Raw genomic sequence first — 18,985 nt, 5'->3', positions numbered from 1 at the left:
CAAGGTTTCGGATGATGGCTCATCCACCCTAACTCAACAACTTGCCGGGCCGTTTGGCCGGCGGTCTCGAACCTGCCTTGGCAAGACCTTTGGCAAGACCGCCCCCGGCGTGCCCGGCACTATACCTGCACAATTCGGACCAAAACAGATTTAGCGGCCGCTGGCTATTCATCCGATCGCGGAATGCGACTAAGGATAAAGGCAAAGCCCATTTGTCGCCGCCGATCGGCACCAGCCGCTTCCGCCCTGAAGCCGCCGCGGTGCCCTCCGTTAACCAAGCCACGCCGCGTCCGCCGAGCGCCATCCCGCACAATACGTCCGACATGTCGCTTTCGATGACCCGGACGCCGGTAATCGGGGCGTTTTCCAGGATCAGATCGACCAGCCGGGCGAAATAGACGCCGGGCGAATACATCAGAAGCGGCACCGGATGTGATGCCCGCCCCGGCAGCGACGCGCCGCCCTTCGCCACCAGTGCCTCGCTCGCATAGGGCCGCAGGAACTCCGTGCCGAGGATCACACGCTCGTAGCGGTCCGGGTCGAGATGGATCGGCTGTTGCGCGTGGTGGTAGCAGATCATCAGGTCCACATTGCTGGAGACCAGTGACGTGACGAGGTCGTGGATGTTGCCCACGACCACCGAACAGCTCAAGCGCCGCTCCTGTGACCAGGCCTGCCACCATTGCGGCAGACGCGCGGTGGCCATCGCAAACGGCAGCGCGATGCGAATATGCTCGTTGCGGTGAAGCGGCTTGCCGCCAAGCTCGAGACGGCTGTCGAGCATCTGCCGCAGCAGCTCGCCGGCATGCTCGCGAAAGCGCTCGCCCTGCGGGGTGAGTTGCGTCGGGTAGACACTGCGATCGATCAGGTCGAAACCGAGCCAGGCTTCAAGTGACTTGATGCGACGGCTGAAGGCGGCCTGCGACGTATTCCGCCTTTCCGCCGCGCGGGTGAAATTGCCGGTCTCGGCCACCATCAGAAAATCCTGCAGCCAGCGAAGCTCCATCACGCTCCCCGCTTTGCGGGCGATCGCCGCGCGGACGCCACGATGGCCGCCCTCCGGCAGTCCATGGAAGCGGACGCCAACCGGCACTGGTTCAGAACAGGAAATGTGAAGCCCCATGCCGGCAAACGTAGCGGATCGGGATGCAGCATGACCAATGCAAGCTTTGCATCGCCCCGCCGCGCCGCCGTCGCTGCGGCAATTTCCTTGCTTCCTTGCCCGCTCATGTCAGCCGTTCCGCATCCGCCGCCGATGTCCTCGCCATCATTAGCCTGCCACGCCGCCGGCAGGTTATGCAAATTTTGCATCATGCAGACTTGGCATCAATAGTAGCGTTCGGACGCCTTAGATCTGGTGAATGACAACCCTTCGCCCGATCGGCCTCGCGCGTTTCGATCGGGCGATCATCAGCATGAGACCAGAGATGAAAATCTGTGTACTGGGTGCCGGCGTCATCGGACTGACGACCGCATGGTGCCTTGCCGAGGCCGGACACGACGTCGTCATCGTCGACCGGCATGCTTCCACCGCCAAAGATGCCAGCGCCGCCAATGGCGCCCAGCTCTCTTACGCGTTCGTGGCGCCGCTGGCGTCGCCGGCAACCCTGAGGAAGCTGCCGTCGCTGCTGCTGTCGTCGGAATCGCCGATGCGCATCCGCGCCGGTCTCGATCCCGCGTTGGTTTCCTGGGGCCTGCGCTTCCTGCTCGCCTGCCGGCCGGCAGCAATGCGCGAGACCATTGCAGCGCAACTCGCGCTCGCCGCCTTGAGCCGGAGCGAACTGACGCGACTGACGCAAAGCCTGATGCTCTCATTCGGATTGCGAACCGCCGGCAAGCTGGTGGTGTTCCGAAGCCGGAGGGAATTCGACGTTGCGCGGCGCGCCATCGTCGCGACCGGTGAGCAGCAAATCTTGACGCCGGCCGAATGCCTGGCGCTCGAACCTGCGCTCCGGCTTGATGCGGATGAGCTCGCGGGCGGCATCTTCACGGCCTCCGAACAAGTCGGGGATTGCGCGGCATTTTGCGCAGGCCTCACAACCCGACTGAAACGACAACACAACGTCGAATGGGTGCTCGGTACAGAAGTTCGCGGGCCGGTTCGATCCGGCGGCCGGCTGGTGGCCATCGACACGGACAAGGGCCATGTGCAGGCGGATCATTTCGTTTTGTGCATGGGCGCGGCCTCGGCCGCTTTTGCAAAGGCGTGCGGATTCCATCTGCCGATCTATCCGCTCAAAGGCTACAGCATCACCCTTTTACCGGCACCGGAGGCGCGCGTGCTTCGGCACAGCGTCACGGATATGGAACGCAAGCTGGTATTTGCGCCGCTCGCGCGCGATGGCCGCACCGCCATACGGGTTGCCGGCATCGCCGATCTCGAACGCGGCACCACGATCGATGCAGGGCGCGTCGAAATCCTGCGCCGCGCCTCGGCCGAGTTGCTCGGGATCGACGCAGCCGGCGACATCGAGCCCTGGTGCGGGCTTCGTCCGATGACACCTGACAGCCGCCCGATCATCGGCTGGTCGCCGCTCCAAGGCCTCTTCATCAATTCGGGCCACGGCATGCTCGGCTGGACGCTGGCATGCGGCAGCGCGCGGCTGACGGCTGATATGATCGAATGCAGGCGCTCGGTCACCGCGGCGAGCGCGTTCGCCCTGCGCCGCGCCGCCTGACCTAGCGGAACCGACCGTCCGGGGGGCGGTCCGCTTGCGCGAAATTCCGCAATCCGGGATGCCGCGGCAGACCAATTGTCGCATGCATCATTTCCAGCTTGTTGCAGTGCGGATGGCGCGAGCCGCCGCGGCCAACAAGCTTTTCTTCCGGGACGAATTCAGGGAAGATCGCCCCCGGGAAAGAAAACAAGCGGCTCCGGTATCAAGGGAAAGCCGCAGGGGAGTGTTGCATATGTTTCGATTTGCGTTTCGACCTGATCGTCTGACGATCGCCGTCGCCGCCCTCGGCATGCTGATTTCAGCCGCCGGCGCGCAGGAATATCCCACCAAACCGATCACGCTGATCGTCCCGTGGCCGGCGGGCGGCTCGACCGATATCTCGATGCGGGCGATTGCCGAAAGCGCATCCAAGGTGCTCGGACAGCCGATCGCCATCGACAACAAGGCCGGTGGCGGCGGCACCGTCGGCCCGGCCACCATGGCGGCGGCGGGCAAGCCGGACGGCTACACCATCGCGCAGATTCCGATCACCGTGTTCCGCCTGCCCTTGATGCAGGAGGTCTCCTGGAATCCTGACAAGGACTTCACCTACATCGTTCATCTCACCGGCTACACGTTCGGTGTCACGACCAGCGCCGAGTCGCCATTCAAGACCTGGCAGGACGTGATCGACTACGCCAAGCAGAATCCCGGCAAGGTGACCTATGCGACGCCGGGCGCCGGCACCTCGCTGCATATCGGCATGGAGCAGATCGCCGGCATGGCCGGCATCAAGCTGACGCAGGTGCCGTTCAAGGGCGGCGCGGAAACCAACGCCGCAGTGCTCGGACAGCACACCATGCTGCAGGCGGATTCGACCGGATGGCGACCGCTGGTCGACGCCGGCAAGCTGCGGCTTCTGATGGTGTGGACCTCGGCGCGTTCGCCGAACTACCCTGAGGTGCCGACGCTGAAGGAGCTCGGCTATCCCATGGTCTACGATTCTCCGTTCGGCATCGCCGGGCCGAAGGGCATGGACCCGAAGATCGTCGCCAAGCTGCACGATGCCTTCAAGAAGGCGCTCGATGATCCCGCGGTGATCGCCACGCTCGCCAAATTCGACATGGTGCCGAACTACAAGAATACGGAAGACTACAAGAAGTTCGTCGTCGAAGTGACCGAGTCTGAGCGCAAGGTGATCGACAAGCTCGGACTGACAAAGAAGACGAACTGAACTCCCGCCATGTCCTGGACGCGGCGCAGCGTGCAACGCTGCTCCGCAGAGCCGGGACCCACCAGCATCCGCGTACACATTGGACCCCGGCTCTGCAGCGCTCCGCTTCGCGCTGCGCTGCCTCCGGGGAACGACTGACAGAGTTTGTCAATGAGTGATCAATCCAACGTCAAATTCCGCCTCAACAACTCCGAACTGTGGGGCGGGCTGATCGGGCTTGCACTCGGCGGCTTCGTGATCTGGTCCGGGCTCAAGCTCAGGCTCGGCACCATCAACGACCCGGGATCGGGCTACGTCCTGTTCTATACGGGCATCCTGATGTGCCTGTTCGCCGCGACGATCATCATCGCTGCGCTCACGGAGGGCGGACCGACCTTCGGCTCGCGCTGGCAAAACACCCGCTGGACCAAGCCCGTCATCGTCATCGCCTGCCTCACCGCATTTTCGTTTGCACTCAATCCGCTCGGCTTCCTGCTGTCGTCGATCCCGCTGATGCTGCTGCTGTTGCGGCTGATCGACCCGGTGCGCTGGCAGCTCGCGATTCCGATCGCAGTGCTGGTCCCGCTCGGCATGTGGTGGATCCTCAAACGCCTGCTGCTAATCCAACTGCCTTCCGGCATCTTCGAAATCGGCTGACCGCACCATGGAAACGCTCCTCAACGTCGCGCACGGTTTTGGCGTCGCGCTTCTGCCGATCAACCTGCTCTATTGCTTCATCGGCGTCTTCATCGGCACGCTGGTCGGCGTGCTGCCCGGCATCGGTCCGATCTCGGCGATGTCGCTGTTGCTGCCGATCACGCTGTCGGGCACGCCGGAATCCGGCATCATCATGATGGCCGGCATCTATTACGGCTCGATGTATGGCGGCTCGACGACCTCGATCCTGGTCAATATTCCCGGCGAAGCCGCTTCCGTCGTTACCTGCATCGACGGGCACCAGATGGCGAAACAGGGCCGCGCCGGTCCGGCACTCGGGATCGCCGCATTCGGCTCGTTCATCGCCGGCACCTTCGCGCTGATCGCGCTGATGCTGGTGGCGCCCAAGCTCGCCAGCGTCGCGATCGCTTTCGGTCCGGCCGAATATTTCAGCCTGATGGTGCTCGGCCTCGTGGTGCTCACGTTCCTGACGCAGGGCTCGATGGCGAAAGCGCTGCTGATGGCCTGCATCGGCATCGTGCTCGGCCTGATCGGGCTCGACAGCATCACGGCGCAGCCGCGCCTGACCTTCGGCCGGGTCGAACTGATCGACGGCATCGGCCTGGTGCCGGTCGTCATGGGCCTGTTCGGCGTCGCAGAGGTCTTGCTCAACACCGAACAGCTCATCAAACGCGACGTCATCAACGCCAGGATCACACATCTGTTGCCGAGCCGAGCCGACTGGAAGGCCAGCGCCGGCCCGCTGTCGCGCGGCACGATCATGGGATTCTTTCTCGGCATCTTGCCGGGCGGCGGCGCGGTGGTCGCCTCCTTCGGGTCCTATGCGCTGGAGAAGCGGCTCTCCAAGACGCCAGAGCGCTTCGGCAACGGCGCCATCGAAGGCGTGGCGGGACCCGAGGCCGCCAACAATGCTGCGGCAGGCGGCGCCTTCATTCCACTGATGACGCTCGGCATTCCGCCGAACGTGGTGATGGCGCTATTGCTCGGCGCCTTCGTCATTCACGGGCTGCAGCCCGGTCCACTGATGATCACGCAGAACCCCGGCCTGTTCTGGGGCATCGTCGCCAGCATGTATATCGGCAACCTGATGCTGCTGGTGCTGAACCTGCCGATGATCGGCATGTGGGTGCAGCTCCTGAAACTGCCCTACAACATCCTGTTCCCGCTGATCATCCTGTTCACCATCATCGGCGTCTATTGCAGTGGCAATAACGTGTTCGACGTCTATGTGATGATCGCGTTCGGCGTGATCGGCTATTTCATGCGCAAGCTCGGCTACGAGCCGGCGCCATTGGTGCTGGCCTTCGTGCTGGGGCCGATGCTGGAGAACAATCTGCGCAAGTCGCTGATCCTCTCGCAGGGCAATCTGATGACCTTCATCGAGCGGCCGATCTCGGCCGCCTGCCTCGCGCTGGCGGTCGTGCTGCTGATCGGCCCGCTGCTGCCGGCGCTGCGCAGGAAGCGCGAGATGGTCGCGCTGGACGAGGGGGTGTGAGTTCTCTCTCGAATTGTAGCCCGCATGAGCGCAGCGATATGCGGGAAAACTGTTCCCGGGTATCGCTACGCTCACCCGGGCTACGCCTTGTTACCTACAGCGCCTTCTTCTCGCCGAGGTCCCAGAATATCCCCGCCATGATGGCGAGCGCCTCTTCCGTCACCGGCAGCAGAATGTGCTCGTCCGGCGCATGCTGCGAGCAGCCGGGATAGGAATGCGGCACCCAGATCGTCGGCAACCCAAGCCCTTCGGCGAAAACATCATTGGGCAGCGAGCCGCCGAAATTCGGCAGGATCGCCGGCGCCTTGCCTGTCGTCTTCAGGATCGAGTTCGCGGTCCAGTTCACCCAGGGGCTGTCGACATCGGTGCGGGAAGCCGCGAAGCGCTGCGTGCCGCTGACCTGCACCATCGGAAAGCCGTTGGCATGCAGATGCGCGCGCACGGCGTCGACGACCTCTTCGTATCTGGTGCCGACGACAAAGCGAAGCTGCAGCACGGCATTGGCGCGACCGGGAATGGCGTTGGCCGGCTTGTCGATGCTGCCTGACGACATCGCCAGCACCTCCAGCGTATTCCACGCGAACAGCCGCTCGGCCGGCGTCAGCCCCTCCTCGCCCCAGTCGGGTGCCAGCGCCGGCTCGTCCGCGGTCGGCTCGATCTTCACGTCAGCGAGCGCCGCGCGAACGGCGTTCGAGATCCGCGGCGGCTTCAGCGCATCGAGCTTCATCCGCCCCTTGCCGTCGACGAGGCTGGCGATGGCATTGCAAAGGATCGTCGCGGGATTGGCGAGCACGCCGCCCCAATTGCCGGAATGGTTGCCGCCCTCACGCAGATTGACATCGAGATGAATGCGGTTGCCGCCACGGCAGCCGAGGAAAATGGTCGGGCGTTCTATCGACAGCCGCGGCCCGTCAGACGCCAGGAACAGATCGGCCTTCAGCTCCTCGCGATGGGCCTCGCAGACCTGCCGCAGATCGGGCGAGCCGATCTCCTCGCCCGTCTCGATGATGAACTTGGCATTGAAGCCGAGCTTGCCGCCGCGGGTCTCGCGCACAGCGCGCAAAGCCGCCAGATTGATGCTGTGCTGCCCCTTGTTGTCGGCGGTGCCGCGGCCATAGACGCGCTCGCCTTTGATCGTGGTCTTCCAGGGATCAAGATTGTCGCGCCACTCGCCTTCCATGCCGTCGACGACATCGCCATGGCCATAGGTAAGCACCGTCGGCAGCGAGGCATCCTCGCGGTAATCCGCCAGCAGATACGGACCCCTGCCGGAAGGCGATTCGATCAGGCGGGTGGAGAAGTCGAGCGCAGCGAAAGCAGGCTGAAGGTCCTCGACGAGATAGGAGCGCAACGCGTCCTCGCGGCCGGGGTTCTGGCTTTCGGTCTTATACCCAACCCGGCGGCCGAGTTCGGCGAGAAACGCGCCGGAATGGAGATACTCGCGTGCCCGCGCCACCGCGTCGGCTCTGTCAGCCATATTTTCTTCCTTTGTTCGTTGCCGTGTTGGGCCGCAACCTATCGGGATAAGCCGCCCGCTGGAAGCGCCGAATGGGCCTTGCCAAACGCAGCGAGGATGCAACAATTTCGTGCAACAGCCCGGCGTTTAACCGGGCGAATGCGCGAGGAACTCTCGCGCATACTCGAGGTTCGCGTCATGACAAAACAAATCCGGCTCAACGCCTTCGCCATGAACTGCGTGGCGCATCAATCGCCGGGGCTCTGGACCCACCCGCGCGACCGCACCCTCGGCTACAACCGCCTGCCCTATTGGCTCGATCTGGCGAAAACGCTGGAGCGCGGCCGGTTCGACGGGCTGTTTCTCGCCGACGTGCTCGGCGTCTATGACGTGTTCGGCAGCAGCCCGGACGCCGCGCTGCGCAATGCTGCGCAGACCCCGGCCAACGAACCCCTGATGCTGATCCCGGCGATGGCCGCGGTGACGCAGAATCTCGGCTTCGGCGTCACCAGCAATCTCTCATTCGAGCCGCCCTACCCGTTTGCGCGGCGCATGTCGACGCTCGATCATCTGACCGAGGGCCGCGTCGGCTGGAATGTGGTGACCGGCTATCTCGACAGCGCCGCCCGCGGCGCCGGCAAGGACAAGCAGACCGCGCATGACGACCGCTACGAGATCGCGGATGAATATATGGAGCTGGTCTACAAGCTCTGGGAGGGAAGCTGGGAGGACGGCGCCGTGCTGCGTGACCGTGCGCGCGGCATCTTTGCCGATCCTTCCAAGGTGCATCGCATCCAGCATGAGGGGACCAACTACCGTCTCAACGCCATTCATCTCAGCGAGCCGTCGCCGCAGCGGACGCCGGTGCTGTACCAGGCCGGCACCTCGCCGCGCGGGCGGCAGTTCGCGGCCCAGCACGCCGAATGCGTGTTCATGTCCGGCCCGTCGGCCAAGATCATCGGGCCGCGCGTGGCGGCGATCCGCGCGCTCGCCAAGGAGATCGGGCGCAACCCGGCCGAGATCCTGATGTTCTCGATGATGACGATCATTCTCGGCCGCACCGAAGCCGAGGCGAAAGCGAAATACGCCGACTACCGCAGGCACATCGCGCCCGAAGGTGCGCTGGCTCTCATGTCGGGCTGGATGGGTGTCGACTTCTCGAATTACGATCTCGAGCAGCAGGTGCGCCACGTCCAGAACGATGCAGGCCGCACCGCGCTTGATAATGTCACGCGTGCCGATCCTGACAGGGTCTGGACCGTGCGCGAGGTCGTCGAGCATGTCGGCATCGGCGGCGCCGGCCCCGTGGTGGTCGGCACGCCCGAGAAGGTCGCCGACGATATCGAGGCGTGGTTCGAGCAGACCGACGTCGATGGCCTCAACGTCGCCTTCGCTACCTCGCCCGGCGATTTCGAGGACATCGCCGACATGTTGGTGCCGGAGCTGACCCGGCGCGGGCGGTACAAGAGCGAGTATGCGGAGGGGACGTTGCGGGAGAAGTTGTTCGGCAAGGGACGCGCGCGGCTGACGGAGCAGCATCCGGCGGCGAGGTATCGTGTTGGGCCGAAGGCAGCGGCGGCGGAATGAGGCGCGTAGCCCGGATGAGCGCAGCGACATCCGGGACCCCTCTAGCACCGGCCCCCGGATATCGCTTCGCTCATCCGGGCTACAAGTTATCGAAATCAATTCACCGAATTGCTCACCACCACCTCGATCAGCTTCGCGCCGGGGCGGCTGAACGCTGAAGACAATACCGACTTCAACTGACCGGGGTCGGTCACCTTCGTCGCTTCCAATCCCAGCGACTTCGCAACGCCGGTAAAATCCACCGGCGGATCGACAAAGTCCATGCCGACGTAATGATCGTCGCCATGGAAGGCGAGCAGCCGCTGCTTGATGATGCGGTAGCCGCCATTGTTGACGATCACAAACGTCAGCGGCAGCTTGTGGTTCGCCGCAGTCCACAGCGACTGGATCGAATACATCGAGCTGCCGTCGCCGGAGTAACAGACGACAGGCCGCTGCGGGTTGGCGAGGCTGACGCCGACGGCCGCCGGCAATCCCCAGCCGATGCCGCCCGAGGCCAGCGCGTGATAGCCATAGCGATCGCGATGCGGCCGCAGCGCGATCATCTGCCGCGAGGACGTCAGCCCTTCGTCGACCAGGATCGCGTTGTCAGGCATCGCCTCGACCACCTGCAGCGCCAGCCAGTCCGGATCGATCGGCGAGGTGGTGGCATGCTTTGAAATCTGTTCGACGAGCGGCTTGCGCCGCGCCGCCCAGTTCTTCGATGCGAGCGCGTCAAGTCCCCGGCTTGCACGCGCCTGAAGCGCACTGCCGCCGGCAGTCTTCAATGCCGGCACCAGCGCGCGCAGCGTCTCCTTCACGTCGGCCTTCAACGCGATGTCCGCGCCGTAATTCCTGGCGAGATCGTGGTCGACCAGTCCGACCTGAACGATCGACAGCCCGTCCGGCAGCGGATCGGTCTCGCTGTAGACCGACATCCGCAGCGGATCGCCGCCGAGCGCGATGATGAGGTCGTAGGGCGCGAGCGTCTCGCGGGCGATCTTCTGGATGCGCGCGATCGCACCCATGAAGCACGGGCTTTCGGAGAGGAAATGCGCGCCGTAGGGCGTCGGAGACTGATATGCCGGGCAGCCCAGCGTTTCCGCCAACTCGGCGGCCTCCCGCAATGCATCGCTCTTGACGATCTCGTCGCCGACGATGATCACCGGCCGCTCCGCCTTAAGGACGCGCGCGGTCAGCGCCTGCAGCGACTCCTCCGACGGCTTGACGCTTGTATCGATGCGGGTCGAGCGGCCGAGCTCGATGCCGGCCTCGGAATTGAGGATATCGCCCGGCAGCGAGATGAATACCGGCCCCGTCGGCGGCGTGGTCGCGATCTTGGCGGCGCGGCGCACGATCCGCGGCAGGTCCTCCAGCCGCGTCACTTCCACCGCCCATTTCACCAAAGGCTGCGCCATCTGCACCAGCGGGCCATAGAGCACCGGCTCGGTCAGGCCGTGGCCCTGCTCCTGCTGGCCGGCGGTGAGGATCAGGGGCGTGCCGGTGAAGCTGGCGTTGTAGAGCGAGCCCATGGCGTTGCCGAGGCCGGGCGCGACATGGACGTTGCAGGCGACGAGCTTGCCTGAGGCGCGGCTGAAACCGTCGGCCATCGCGACGACAAGGCTTTCCTGCATCGCCATCACATAGGTGAGGTCGGGGTGGTCCTTCAGCGCATGCATGATCGGCAATTCGGTGGTGCCGGGATTGCCGAACAGATGCGTGACGCCCTCATCCTTCAGCAGTGCAAGGAATGCGGAACGGCCGGTGATCTTGTTCTTCATTTTTCCTCCCGCCCGCCGCTTCGTGGACGTGCGGGGTGGAGGCAGATGATCAAACTTGAGGGTTGTGTGCAATGGAGCGAGGTCATGGCTGCTCTGCACCCGCATTTTCCGTGTCCCGGCGCCGTGACCGGAGGACCCGGACACAAAATCGCGAAAACAACCCCATGCAAAGTAGAATGGGCCGCGGCTCGCAGCCCTCGGGCCGCTTGCGTCGGAGGCACGAGATGGTCAGGTCGTCACGGCCCGACCTGATCTCATGCTGTCCTAGACCATCCCTTCACGTTCGGCGCGCTTCTTCTTTTTCGAGCGCTGCCAGACCACGCCGGGATATCCTTTCAGCGGCACCAGCGGCTCGCCGGTGTAGGCCCATTCCTGCAGCTCCTCGATGGCGATGTGATAGAGCGGCTGGCGGCCGGTGCGCCCCGAGAACAGCGCACGTGGAATGTTGACCATGTGCGGCGAGCGCGGGCGTTCATAGGCTATCGGCGTGCCGCAGTTCGAGCAAAAGCTGCGTACGGTCTTGGTGGCCTCGTCTTCGAACCGCGCGAGGCTGGTCTTGCCCCTGGTGATGCGGAAGCGTTTCCGCCAGCTCCCGACATAGGTCGCATACGCTGCGCCATGCGCGCGGCGGCTCGACGGCGAATGATCGTGCCAGGCCCAGCGCGCCGGCACGTCGATCTCGAAGCCGACCTTGCCGCACAGGCATTGGCCCGCGGCGGGCTTGCCGAGCGCGACGGCCTTGGTTTTCTTTTTTTCCAGCTCTTCCGGTTCAGGAAACATTTTCGGTCCTGCTCCTACACCCCGTCATTGCGATGAGCAAAGCGACGAAGCAATCCATCTATCCGCGTGTTGAGAGATGGATTGCTTCGCTGCGCTCGCAATGACGATTCCCTGACTTGTAGCCCGGATGAGCGAAGCGATATCCGGGAACGCTGCTGATACCGGCCCCGGATATCGCTGCGCTCATCCGGGCTACGATCTCGTCACGCCTGCTCCAGTTCGTCGTGTTCCGGATAATCCGTGTAGCCCGCTACGTCGCCGCCATAGAACGTCGCGCGGTTGTAGGGGGTCAGCGGGAAGCCGCGCTGCAAACGCCGCGGCAGGTCCGGATTCGAAATGAAGATGCGGCCGAACGCGACGGCATCGGCATGACCATCCCGGATCGCCGCATCGGCGGTCTCGCCCGTAAATCCGCCGGCGGTGATCAGTACGCCCTTCCAGATCGGGCGGAACAGCACCATTGCGGACGGCACGTTCTGGTGGTTGACCTCGGCGCGGCCGGCGCCTGAGGAGCGCGGTTCGATGAAATGCAGATAGGCCAGCCCAAGCGGATTGAGCTGCTCGACCGCATAGGTGTAAAGCGGCATCGGATCCGGTTCGCCGCTGCCGTTGGCAACGCCATACGGCGACAGCCGCACGCCGACGCGATCGGCGCCCCAGACCTCGACCACGGCCTGCGTCACCTCCATCAGGAACCGCACGCGGTTCGGTATGGAGCCGCCATATTGATCCGTGCGCAGATTGGTGTGCGACTGCAGAAACTGCTCGATCAGATAGCCGTTTGCACCATGCACCTCGACGCCGTCGAAGCCGGCCGCAAGCGCATTCTTTGCGGCCTGGCGATAGGCGTCGATGATATCAGGAATCTCCGACGTCTCGAGCGCACGCGGCGTCTCGTAGGGCACCGCCTTGCCATCGGCTGTTCCGGTCTTCAGGTCGGCGATCGGCACCGCCGATGGCGCGACCGGCAGCACGCCATCAGGCTGGAACGAGGAATGGGAGACCCGCCCGACATGCCAAAGCTGCAGGAAAACAATTCCGCCCTTCGCGTGAACCGCATCGACCACCTCGCGCCAACCTGCGATCTGCGCTTGCGTATAGATGCCGGGCACGCCGGGGCTACCAAAACCCGTCGCCGTCACGGGCGAGGCTTCGGCGATCAGCAATCCGCCCGGCGTCGCGCGCTGCGCGTAATACTCTGCATTCAGCGGCCGCGGCGCCAGCGAGGGTTTTGCCGCCCGCATCCGCGTCAGCGGCGCCAGCGCGAGGCGATGCTGGAGCTGATAGGGACCGACCTTGAGCGGCGAAAACAGCGATGGATATTTCATGTCTATTCCAGAACCCCGTGTTGATACGGATATGTAACCGCTTCAGCTTGTTCGTAAAAGGCTCCGGTGGCAATCTCGCCACGCGATGCAAGAGAGCAAGTCGCCCATGCCGAAAACGAACGCCAGATCGCTACCTTCGCTGAGCGTCCGGATCGACCTGGCCGACGAGGCACGCATCGGACCCGGCAAAATTCAGCTGTTGGAGAATATCGAGGCCTGCGGCTCGATCTCGGCCGCCGGCCGCGCGATGGATATGTCCTACAAGCGCGCCTGGGATCTGGTCGACGAGATCAACCGGATCTGCCGGCAGGCCGCGGTCGAGCGGCAAACCGGCGGCAAGAACGGCGGCGGCGCGGTCCTGACGCCGTTCGGCACGTCGTTGATCGCGCGCTACCGCAAGATCGAACGGAATGCCGCCAGCGCCGCGCGCAAGGAATTGGAAGCGCTGTGCAAGGAGATCGGGCGGCCGAAGAAGGCCGCCCGCTAGGGTATCGTCATTGCCAGCGACAAACGCGAAGCGTTTGCGCAAGGGAGCGAAACGACGAAGCAATCCATGCTTCCGCAAGCGGAGAGATGGATTGCTTCGCTACGCTCGCAATGACGAATTCGATATCCACCGCCTTAACCGGTCTTGATCCAGACCGCTTTGACGTTGAGATATTCCTCGACGTGCTGCTTGCCGGACTCGCGGCCGTAACCGCTCATCTTGTAGCCGCCGAACGGCACGGCCGGGTCCATCGCCTGATAGCAGTTCACCCAGACCGAGCCGGCGCGCAGCGCCTTCGCGACCTGATGCGCCTTGCTGACATTGGTGGTCCAGACGCCGCTGCCGAGGCCGAAGGTGGTGGCATTGGCGCGCTTGACCAGTTCGTCGGTATCCTTGAAGGAGATCGCCGAGATCACGGGCCCGAAGATTTCCTCCTGCGCGATCCGCATATTGTCCTGCACGTTGGCGAACACGGTCGGCTGCACGAAGAACCCCTTCGAGAGCGCGCCTTCGGTCAGGCGGCCGCCGCCGACCATCGCCTTGGCGCCCTCCTTCTGGCCGATGTCGAGATAGCCGGTGACGCGCTCAAGCTGATCCTTCGACACCAGCGGCCCGATCTGGGTATTCGGATCGATGCCGTTGCCGACCTGCAGCTTCTTGCCGAATTCGGCGACGCGGCCGACGAACTCGTCATAGACCTTCTGTTCGACGAACAGCCGCGTCCCGGCGCTGCAGATCTGCCCCGAATTAGCGAACACCGCCATCGCCGCGCCCGGCACCGCGGCGTCGAGATCGGCATCGGCGAACACGATGTCCGGTGACTTGCCGCCGAGTTCGAGCGAGACCCTCTTCAGATTGCCGGCGGAGGCGCGGATGATCGACTGTCCGGTGACGTGCGAGCCAGTGAACGCGACCTTGTCGACATCCGGATGCGAGGCGAGCGTCGCGCCCGCGGTCTCGCCATAGCCGGGCACGACATTGACGACGCCGGGCGGAACGCCGGCTTCCATGCAGAGCTCGGCCAGCCGCAGCGAGGTCAGCGGCGCTTCCTCGGCCGGCTTCAGCACCACGGTGCATCCGGTCGCGATCGCGGGACCGATCTTCCAGACGGTCGCGCCGAGCGGCCCGTTCCAGGGAATGATTGCGCCGACGACGCCGATCGGCTCCTTCAGCGTATAGGAGAAGATTTCGCCGGGCAGCGAGTTCTCGATGGTTTCACCGTGCAGCGCCGTTGCCTGCCCCGCGTAATAACGCAGCATGCCGAGCACGCGCAGCTTGTTGCCGCGGGTGCGGCTGATCGGCGCGCCCATGTCCAGCGTGTCGAGCTGCGACAGTTCCTCGAAGTTCTTCTCGACGAGATCGGCGAGCTTCAACAACAGGCCCTGCCGCTCATACGGCTTGACCTTGCTCCACGGCCCCTCGAAGGCGCGGCGCGCCGCCGCCACGGCCCGGTTGATATCCTCCGCGTCACCCTCGGCGACGGTTGCGAGCAACTCGCCGGTCGCAGGGTTGTGCGTCTCGAACCGCTTGCCGGAGGCGGCATCGACCCATTGGCCGTCGATCAGCATCTTCTTGTAGGAGCCGTCCGCATAGGGATGGCGCGTGATCGGAATTGCCTGGGTGACAGCCATGTCTACATTCCCTTGAAGTTAGTTGAAATCCGGAACGTTATATTCGTTCGTCTATAACGTTGGCAAGAAACTGTAGCGCGGCCGAACGATCGGAGAAAGCGGCCGGCGCGAAGACCTCCCATGCCCGTTCGTCCATGGTAGTCTACGATATCCGCCCAGCGAAACCATACCTCAGATATATCAGGAGAATGACGATGCCCCATCCCGCAATGTCGCCAAACCATGTTGCCGTGATCACCGGGGGCGCCTCCGGCATCGGGCTCGCTGCCGCGATGCAGTTCGCCGGCTTCGGGATGAAGGTGTGTATCGCCGATATCGGCGCCGAGCGCCTCGCCGAGGCTGCGGCAAAACTGGCGTCTGTCGCCAAGGGCGGCGCGGCGGACATCATGACGGCATCGGTCGACGTCAGCCGCTTCGATGACGTCGCAGGACTTGAAACCGCCGTGCAAAAGCGGTTCGGCGGTACCGACATCCTGATGAACAATGCCGGCATCGGCCCCGACAGCAACAGTTTTGGACCGCTGGAGAACTGGCAACGAATTCTCGCCGTCAACCTCTGGGGCGTCATTCACGGCACCCAGGCCTTCGTGCCCCACATGGTCGAACGCGGGCGCCCCGGCCTCGTGATCAATACCGGCTCCAAGCAGGGCATCACGACGCCGCCAGGTAATCCCGCCTACAACGTCTCGAAGGCCGGCGTGAAGGCGCAGACGGAAGCGCTGCAGCACGAATTGCGCAACCTGCCGGGCTGCCAGATCAGCGCGCATTTGATGATCCCCGGTCACGTCTTCACGGCCTTGACCGCGCGCGGCCGCACCGAGAAGCCGCCGGGAGCGTGGACGCCGGAGCAGACGATCGACTTCATGATCGCGCGCATCGACGCCGGCGACTTCTACATCCTGTGCCCGGACAACGACGTGCCGCGACAACTCGACGAGCGGCGCATGCTGTGGGCCGCCGGCGACATCATCGAAAATCGCCCCGCGCTGTCGCGCTGGCACCCGGATCATGCGGAAGCGTTCGCGAAGTTCGTGAAGGGGGAATGATTGTCCCCTCCCCCCTTGTGGGAGAGGGTGGATCAGTTCGTAGGGTGGGCAAAGGCGCGCTTGCGCCGTGCCCACCATCACGCACTCCGCAAGCAATGGTGGGCACGCTTCGCTTTGCCCACCCTACAAGATCACCTACAACGTCACCTGCTTGTCGCCACACTGCTTGCAGGTGTATTTGACGCGGGTTTCGCCCTTTTCCGCCTGAACGCGGTTCGGCGCGCCGCATTTGCCACAGACCGCCTCGATCCTGGTGTTGCCTTGCTTAACGACGATAGCCTTCTTGGCCATCGTCTCGCGGATCAGGCGCTCCGCCTCCTCGCGCATCGCTTGCTTCGACATCGGCCTGCCCCGTCATGAACGCTACGGCCGCGGTCTTATCACAATCACGATGCATTTCGTAAGTAGCGCGTGAAAAATCTCGTGACCGAATGTCACGTCGTCTCCGGCGTCAGCGCCAGCAGGCGCCGCACCAGCGCCAGCGCGGTTTCGGTGGCCGGATCGGCCGAAATCACGGGAACCGCCAGCGCGATGACGTCAACTGGATCGGGCGAGAGGACGATGAGATGCGTCGCGCTGTTGGCTGCCAGCAGCGACACCACGCGCTCGACGGCGGGATCGGACGACGTCAGGCCCCATGGCGCGTCGGGACGGCGCAGCACCCGCCGGGTCGACAGGAAATTACGCAGCAACGGCGGATCGTAGGCCAGGAGTTCGCTTTCCCGATAACGTCGGGCGGTCTCGAAAATCGGATGCCGCGCAAGTTCCGCGATCAGCGCGTCGCGCGTTTGGGCCGGCGATGCCGCAACGGAATTCAGAACGCCGGGCACCTGCGCTTCGAAGTAGGCGCGCAACGCGTCCACCATCAGCCCGATGGTGAGAACGCCTGCGATGGCAATGGCGCAAAATCGCATGATCTGCGCCGCATCGGTATCCGGCGCGACAAACGCCGCGGCAATCCCGAGAAGCGCCGAACTCGACAGCCGCAGTGCCGTCATCGCCAGCGCCTGACGCTGCGTTTCCGCGCCGCGTTCCGCGATCAGGATCGCGGTCACGACGAGCAGCGCCCCCAGCGCCCCGAGCCTGACCGGGATATCCGGCAGCAGCACCCTGAAATCGGTGATGATGAAGGGAATGACGAGCACAGCGCCGACGGCGAGACGAGCGATGCTGCTATTCTCTGATACCATCAGCGTGGTCCGGTCGCGCGTCGCAAGCAGCCAGGCGCAGATGGCAAAGCCACCGAGCTGGAACAACGCGAGCATCATCGCGGCGGGCATCGCGAGGCTCTCCAGTCCGGCCGCACCGGCAAGACCGAGCACGATGCCGCCGGTCAGAATCGCGATCTTGACCGGCCGCGGGGCATGACGCCGCAAAATGCCTTCGGTGACGATCAACCCGCCGAGCGGGATCAGCGCGGCCGGAATCGCCGACAGATTATTGAGCAGCACGCTGCCGCTCCACCACGCCGTGCCGCGCACCAGGAACAGCGACGCGATAATGCCCAGCGCAATCAAAAGCCGCCGCGTCAGCGGGCCCTTGGGGTCGCGCCGGTGGAGCGTGACCATGGCGACGCCGAGCCCGATCGCGCCGCAGAGATTGACGATGGAATCGGCGATCATGCCCGGCGTCATCGGCCGTTCCCCAGCCATGGGCGCAAGCTGCCGAACGGGCGCGTATCGTCGAACCAGTAGACCACCGGCAATATCAGCCGCTGCAACGCCAGCACCGCGGAAGCCGCGAGCAGCGCCGGCAGCGAACCGGCCGGCACATCCTGCTGGATGTAGCGGCGGGCGCCGGCAAGATCGATGCGGCCAATCTGAAGGACATCGTCGCCCCTTCCGTAATCGAGCTCGCGCGCACACCAGACGTTATATTGCTCGTCGCGATGCTTCGGCGCGACTTCGAAGGTTTTCTTCAGCGCGTCCGATCCACCGGTATAGGCATTGGTGATGACAAACCGGGCCTCGTCGAATCCGGCTTCCTCGCCCACGCCGAACACGGCGCGATGACGGGACATGATGCCACGCGCCAGTTGCAGATGCGCAAAGCTCTGGCGTGCGTCCGGATGCGGCGACGGAAAGACATCGGAAAAGGTCTGGCTGACCATGCCGACCACCGACGGCACCTGGGTGACGTTCGAGATCCATTTCGGACGCAGGCCGTCGCGGACAAAGAGAACCAGCGCCGTCAGGCCGTAGAGCACCCAGGAGAGCCCCTGCCCCCGTTCGTCGGGATCGACCATGACGAGGCCGAGATGCGTGACCTCCACCGGCTCGCCGTCGAGCCCGACCTCCATGACCGACAGCGCGTTGAAGGCGATCGGTCGCCCGGTCGCTTCCTCGGAGATCAGCGTCACGATGGCGCGTGACAACCGTTCGCGGTCGCCGGAGAATATGCCGTAAGTGAGGCTCTCCTTCGGCAGCGTCTTGGCGGCGACGACGCGCAGTTGCGATACCAGCGCGTCGAGCTCGACTTCGGAAAGTGACAGGCCGGGGGCTTCGACAATCCGCGTGACCAGCCCGGAATGGGTGCGCAGGGCAAGATCGATGTTGGGCTGACGCAGTGCCTTCAGCCAGAAGGCGGCGTAGCCGCGCAGGCGCCCGGCGGTGGACCCGACCTGCGCCAGACCGCGACGTATCGCCGAATTATCGCTCCAGAAAAACGCCATGCGACTCGCCTGCACCGGGGCCGGACTTGTCTGCCCTTCCCGTTAAGGACCCATGATTGCGGCGAGTTGCGGCTGCAGCAAGGTAAACGATGTGTTGAACGTCGACCGCCGCACAAGATACGCAAACGGCGGATGCGCAAACATCCGCCGTCTGCCTTCGCCAGGACCACGCCACAGGAAACGCGGCCTGGATTTA

General features: G+C 64.3%; 16 protein-coding genes. 7 read left to right on the top strand and 9 right to left on the bottom strand.

Translation table 11 applies throughout. From position 1 onward, the window contains the following. Positions 1–28 precede the first annotated feature (28 nt). Positions 29–1,006 (bottom strand): LysR family transcriptional regulator, encoded by a 978-nt coding sequence (locus CQ12_RS25445; RefSeq protein ID WP_083519482.1) that lies wholly within the window; start codon positions 1,004–1,006, stop codon positions 29–31. Positions 1,007–1,427: 421 nt separating this feature from the next. Here CQ12_RS25445 and CQ12_RS25440 point away from each other — a divergent pair, with 421 nt between their 5' ends. The 4 genes from CQ12_RS25440 (at position 1,428) to CQ12_RS25420 (ending at position 6,043) form a co-directional block, all read left to right on the top strand. After that, positions 1,428–2,678, top strand: coding sequence for an FAD-dependent oxidoreductase (locus CQ12_RS25440; protein ID WP_063799817.1), 1,251 nt, complete (start codon positions 1,428–1,430; stop codon positions 2,676–2,678). A 232-nt stretch (positions 2,679–2,910) separates the two neighbouring features. Continuing rightward, positions 2,911–3,891 (top strand): tripartite tricarboxylate transporter substrate binding protein, encoded by a 981-nt coding sequence (locus CQ12_RS25430; protein WP_057838035.1) that lies wholly within the window; start codon positions 2,911–2,913, stop codon positions 3,889–3,891. 150 nt (positions 3,892–4,041) lie between these two features. Next, on the top strand, positions 4,042–4,527 hold the full coding sequence (locus CQ12_RS25425) for a tripartite tricarboxylate transporter TctB family protein (protein ID WP_057838034.1): 486 nt from the start codon (positions 4,042–4,044) through the stop codon (positions 4,525–4,527). Positions 4,528–4,534: 7 nt separating this feature from the next. Further along, a complete protein-coding gene (locus tag CQ12_RS25420; protein WP_057838033.1) occupies positions 4,535–6,043 on the top strand; it encodes a tripartite tricarboxylate transporter permease in 1,509 nt (502 codons plus the stop codon). Between the two features lie 94 nt (positions 6,044–6,137). On the opposite strand, the gene CQ12_RS25415 is transcribed toward CQ12_RS25420, so the two are convergent. After that, the gene (locus CQ12_RS25415; protein WP_057838032.1) at positions 6,138–7,520 is read right to left on the bottom strand and encodes a M20 family metallopeptidase; all 1,383 of its coding nucleotides are present in this window, start codon (positions 7,518–7,520) and stop codon (positions 6,138–6,140) included. A 177-nt stretch (positions 7,521–7,697) separates the two neighbouring features. Between CQ12_RS25415 and CQ12_RS25410 the strand changes: the two genes are divergently transcribed. Then, positions 7,698–9,086, top strand: coding sequence for an LLM class flavin-dependent oxidoreductase (locus tag CQ12_RS25410; protein WP_057838103.1), 1,389 nt, complete (start codon positions 7,698–7,700; stop codon positions 9,084–9,086). Between the two features lie 95 nt (positions 9,087–9,181). Here the strand turns inward: CQ12_RS25410 and CQ12_RS25405 are convergent, their stop codons facing one another. The 3 genes from CQ12_RS25405 to CQ12_RS25395 form a co-directional block, all read right to left on the bottom strand. Beyond that, a complete protein-coding gene (locus tag CQ12_RS25405; RefSeq protein WP_057838031.1) occupies positions 9,182–10,846 on the bottom strand; it encodes a thiamine pyrophosphate-binding protein in 1,665 nt (554 codons plus the stop codon). Positions 10,847–11,110: 264 nt separating this feature from the next. Next, positions 11,111–11,626 (bottom strand): GFA family protein, encoded by a 516-nt coding sequence (locus tag CQ12_RS25400; protein ID WP_083519480.1) that lies wholly within the window; start codon positions 11,624–11,626, stop codon positions 11,111–11,113. Positions 11,627–11,829: 203 nt separating this feature from the next. Then, positions 11,830–12,954, bottom strand: a complete 1,125-nt coding sequence (locus CQ12_RS25395; protein ID WP_057838030.1) for an alkene reductase — start codon at positions 12,952–12,954, stop codon at positions 11,830–11,832. A 106-nt stretch (positions 12,955–13,060) separates the two neighbouring features. Between CQ12_RS25395 and CQ12_RS25390 the strand changes: the two genes are divergently transcribed. After that, positions 13,061–13,441, top strand: a complete 381-nt coding sequence (locus CQ12_RS25390) for a winged helix-turn-helix domain-containing protein (RefSeq protein WP_057838101.1) — start codon at positions 13,061–13,063, stop codon at positions 13,439–13,441. 134 nt (positions 13,442–13,575) lie between these two features. On the opposite strand, the gene CQ12_RS25385 is transcribed toward CQ12_RS25390, so the two are convergent. After that, a complete protein-coding gene (locus CQ12_RS25385; protein WP_057838029.1) occupies positions 13,576–15,072 on the bottom strand; it encodes an aldehyde dehydrogenase family protein in 1,497 nt (498 codons plus the stop codon). Positions 15,073–15,266: 194 nt separating this feature from the next. On the opposite strand from CQ12_RS25385, the gene CQ12_RS25380 reads away from it, so the two are divergent. Beyond that, positions 15,267–16,118, top strand: coding sequence for an SDR family NAD(P)-dependent oxidoreductase (locus CQ12_RS25380; RefSeq protein ID WP_057838028.1), 852 nt, complete (start codon positions 15,267–15,269; stop codon positions 16,116–16,118). A gap of 135 nt (positions 16,119–16,253) precedes the next feature. Here CQ12_RS25380 and CQ12_RS25375 read toward each other — a convergent pair whose 3' ends face one another. The 3 genes from CQ12_RS25375 to CQ12_RS25365 form a co-directional block, all read right to left on the bottom strand. Beyond that, positions 16,254–16,460, bottom strand: a complete 207-nt coding sequence (locus CQ12_RS25375; protein WP_057838027.1) for a hypothetical protein — start codon at positions 16,458–16,460, stop codon at positions 16,254–16,256. 92 nt (positions 16,461–16,552) lie between these two features. Beyond that, entirely contained in the window at positions 16,553–17,752 is a 1,200-nt protein-coding gene (locus tag CQ12_RS25370; protein WP_057838026.1) for a hypothetical protein, read from the bottom strand. Beyond that, positions 17,749–18,789 (bottom strand): hypothetical protein, encoded by a 1,041-nt coding sequence (locus CQ12_RS25365; protein ID WP_057838025.1) that lies wholly within the window; start codon positions 18,787–18,789, stop codon positions 17,749–17,751. The genes CQ12_RS25370 and CQ12_RS25365 overlap by 4 nt, the downstream gene beginning before the upstream one ends. Between the last annotated feature and the right edge of the window lie 196 nt (positions 18,790–18,985).

Origin of the sequence: Bradyrhizobium jicamae (genome assembly GCF_001440395.1) — a bacterium.
Taxonomy (GTDB): Bacteria; Pseudomonadota; Alphaproteobacteria; order Rhizobiales; family Xanthobacteraceae; genus Bradyrhizobium; species Bradyrhizobium jicamae.
Note: the sequence above shows the minus strand (reverse complement) of the source record. Positions and strands in the feature narration are given on the sequence as shown.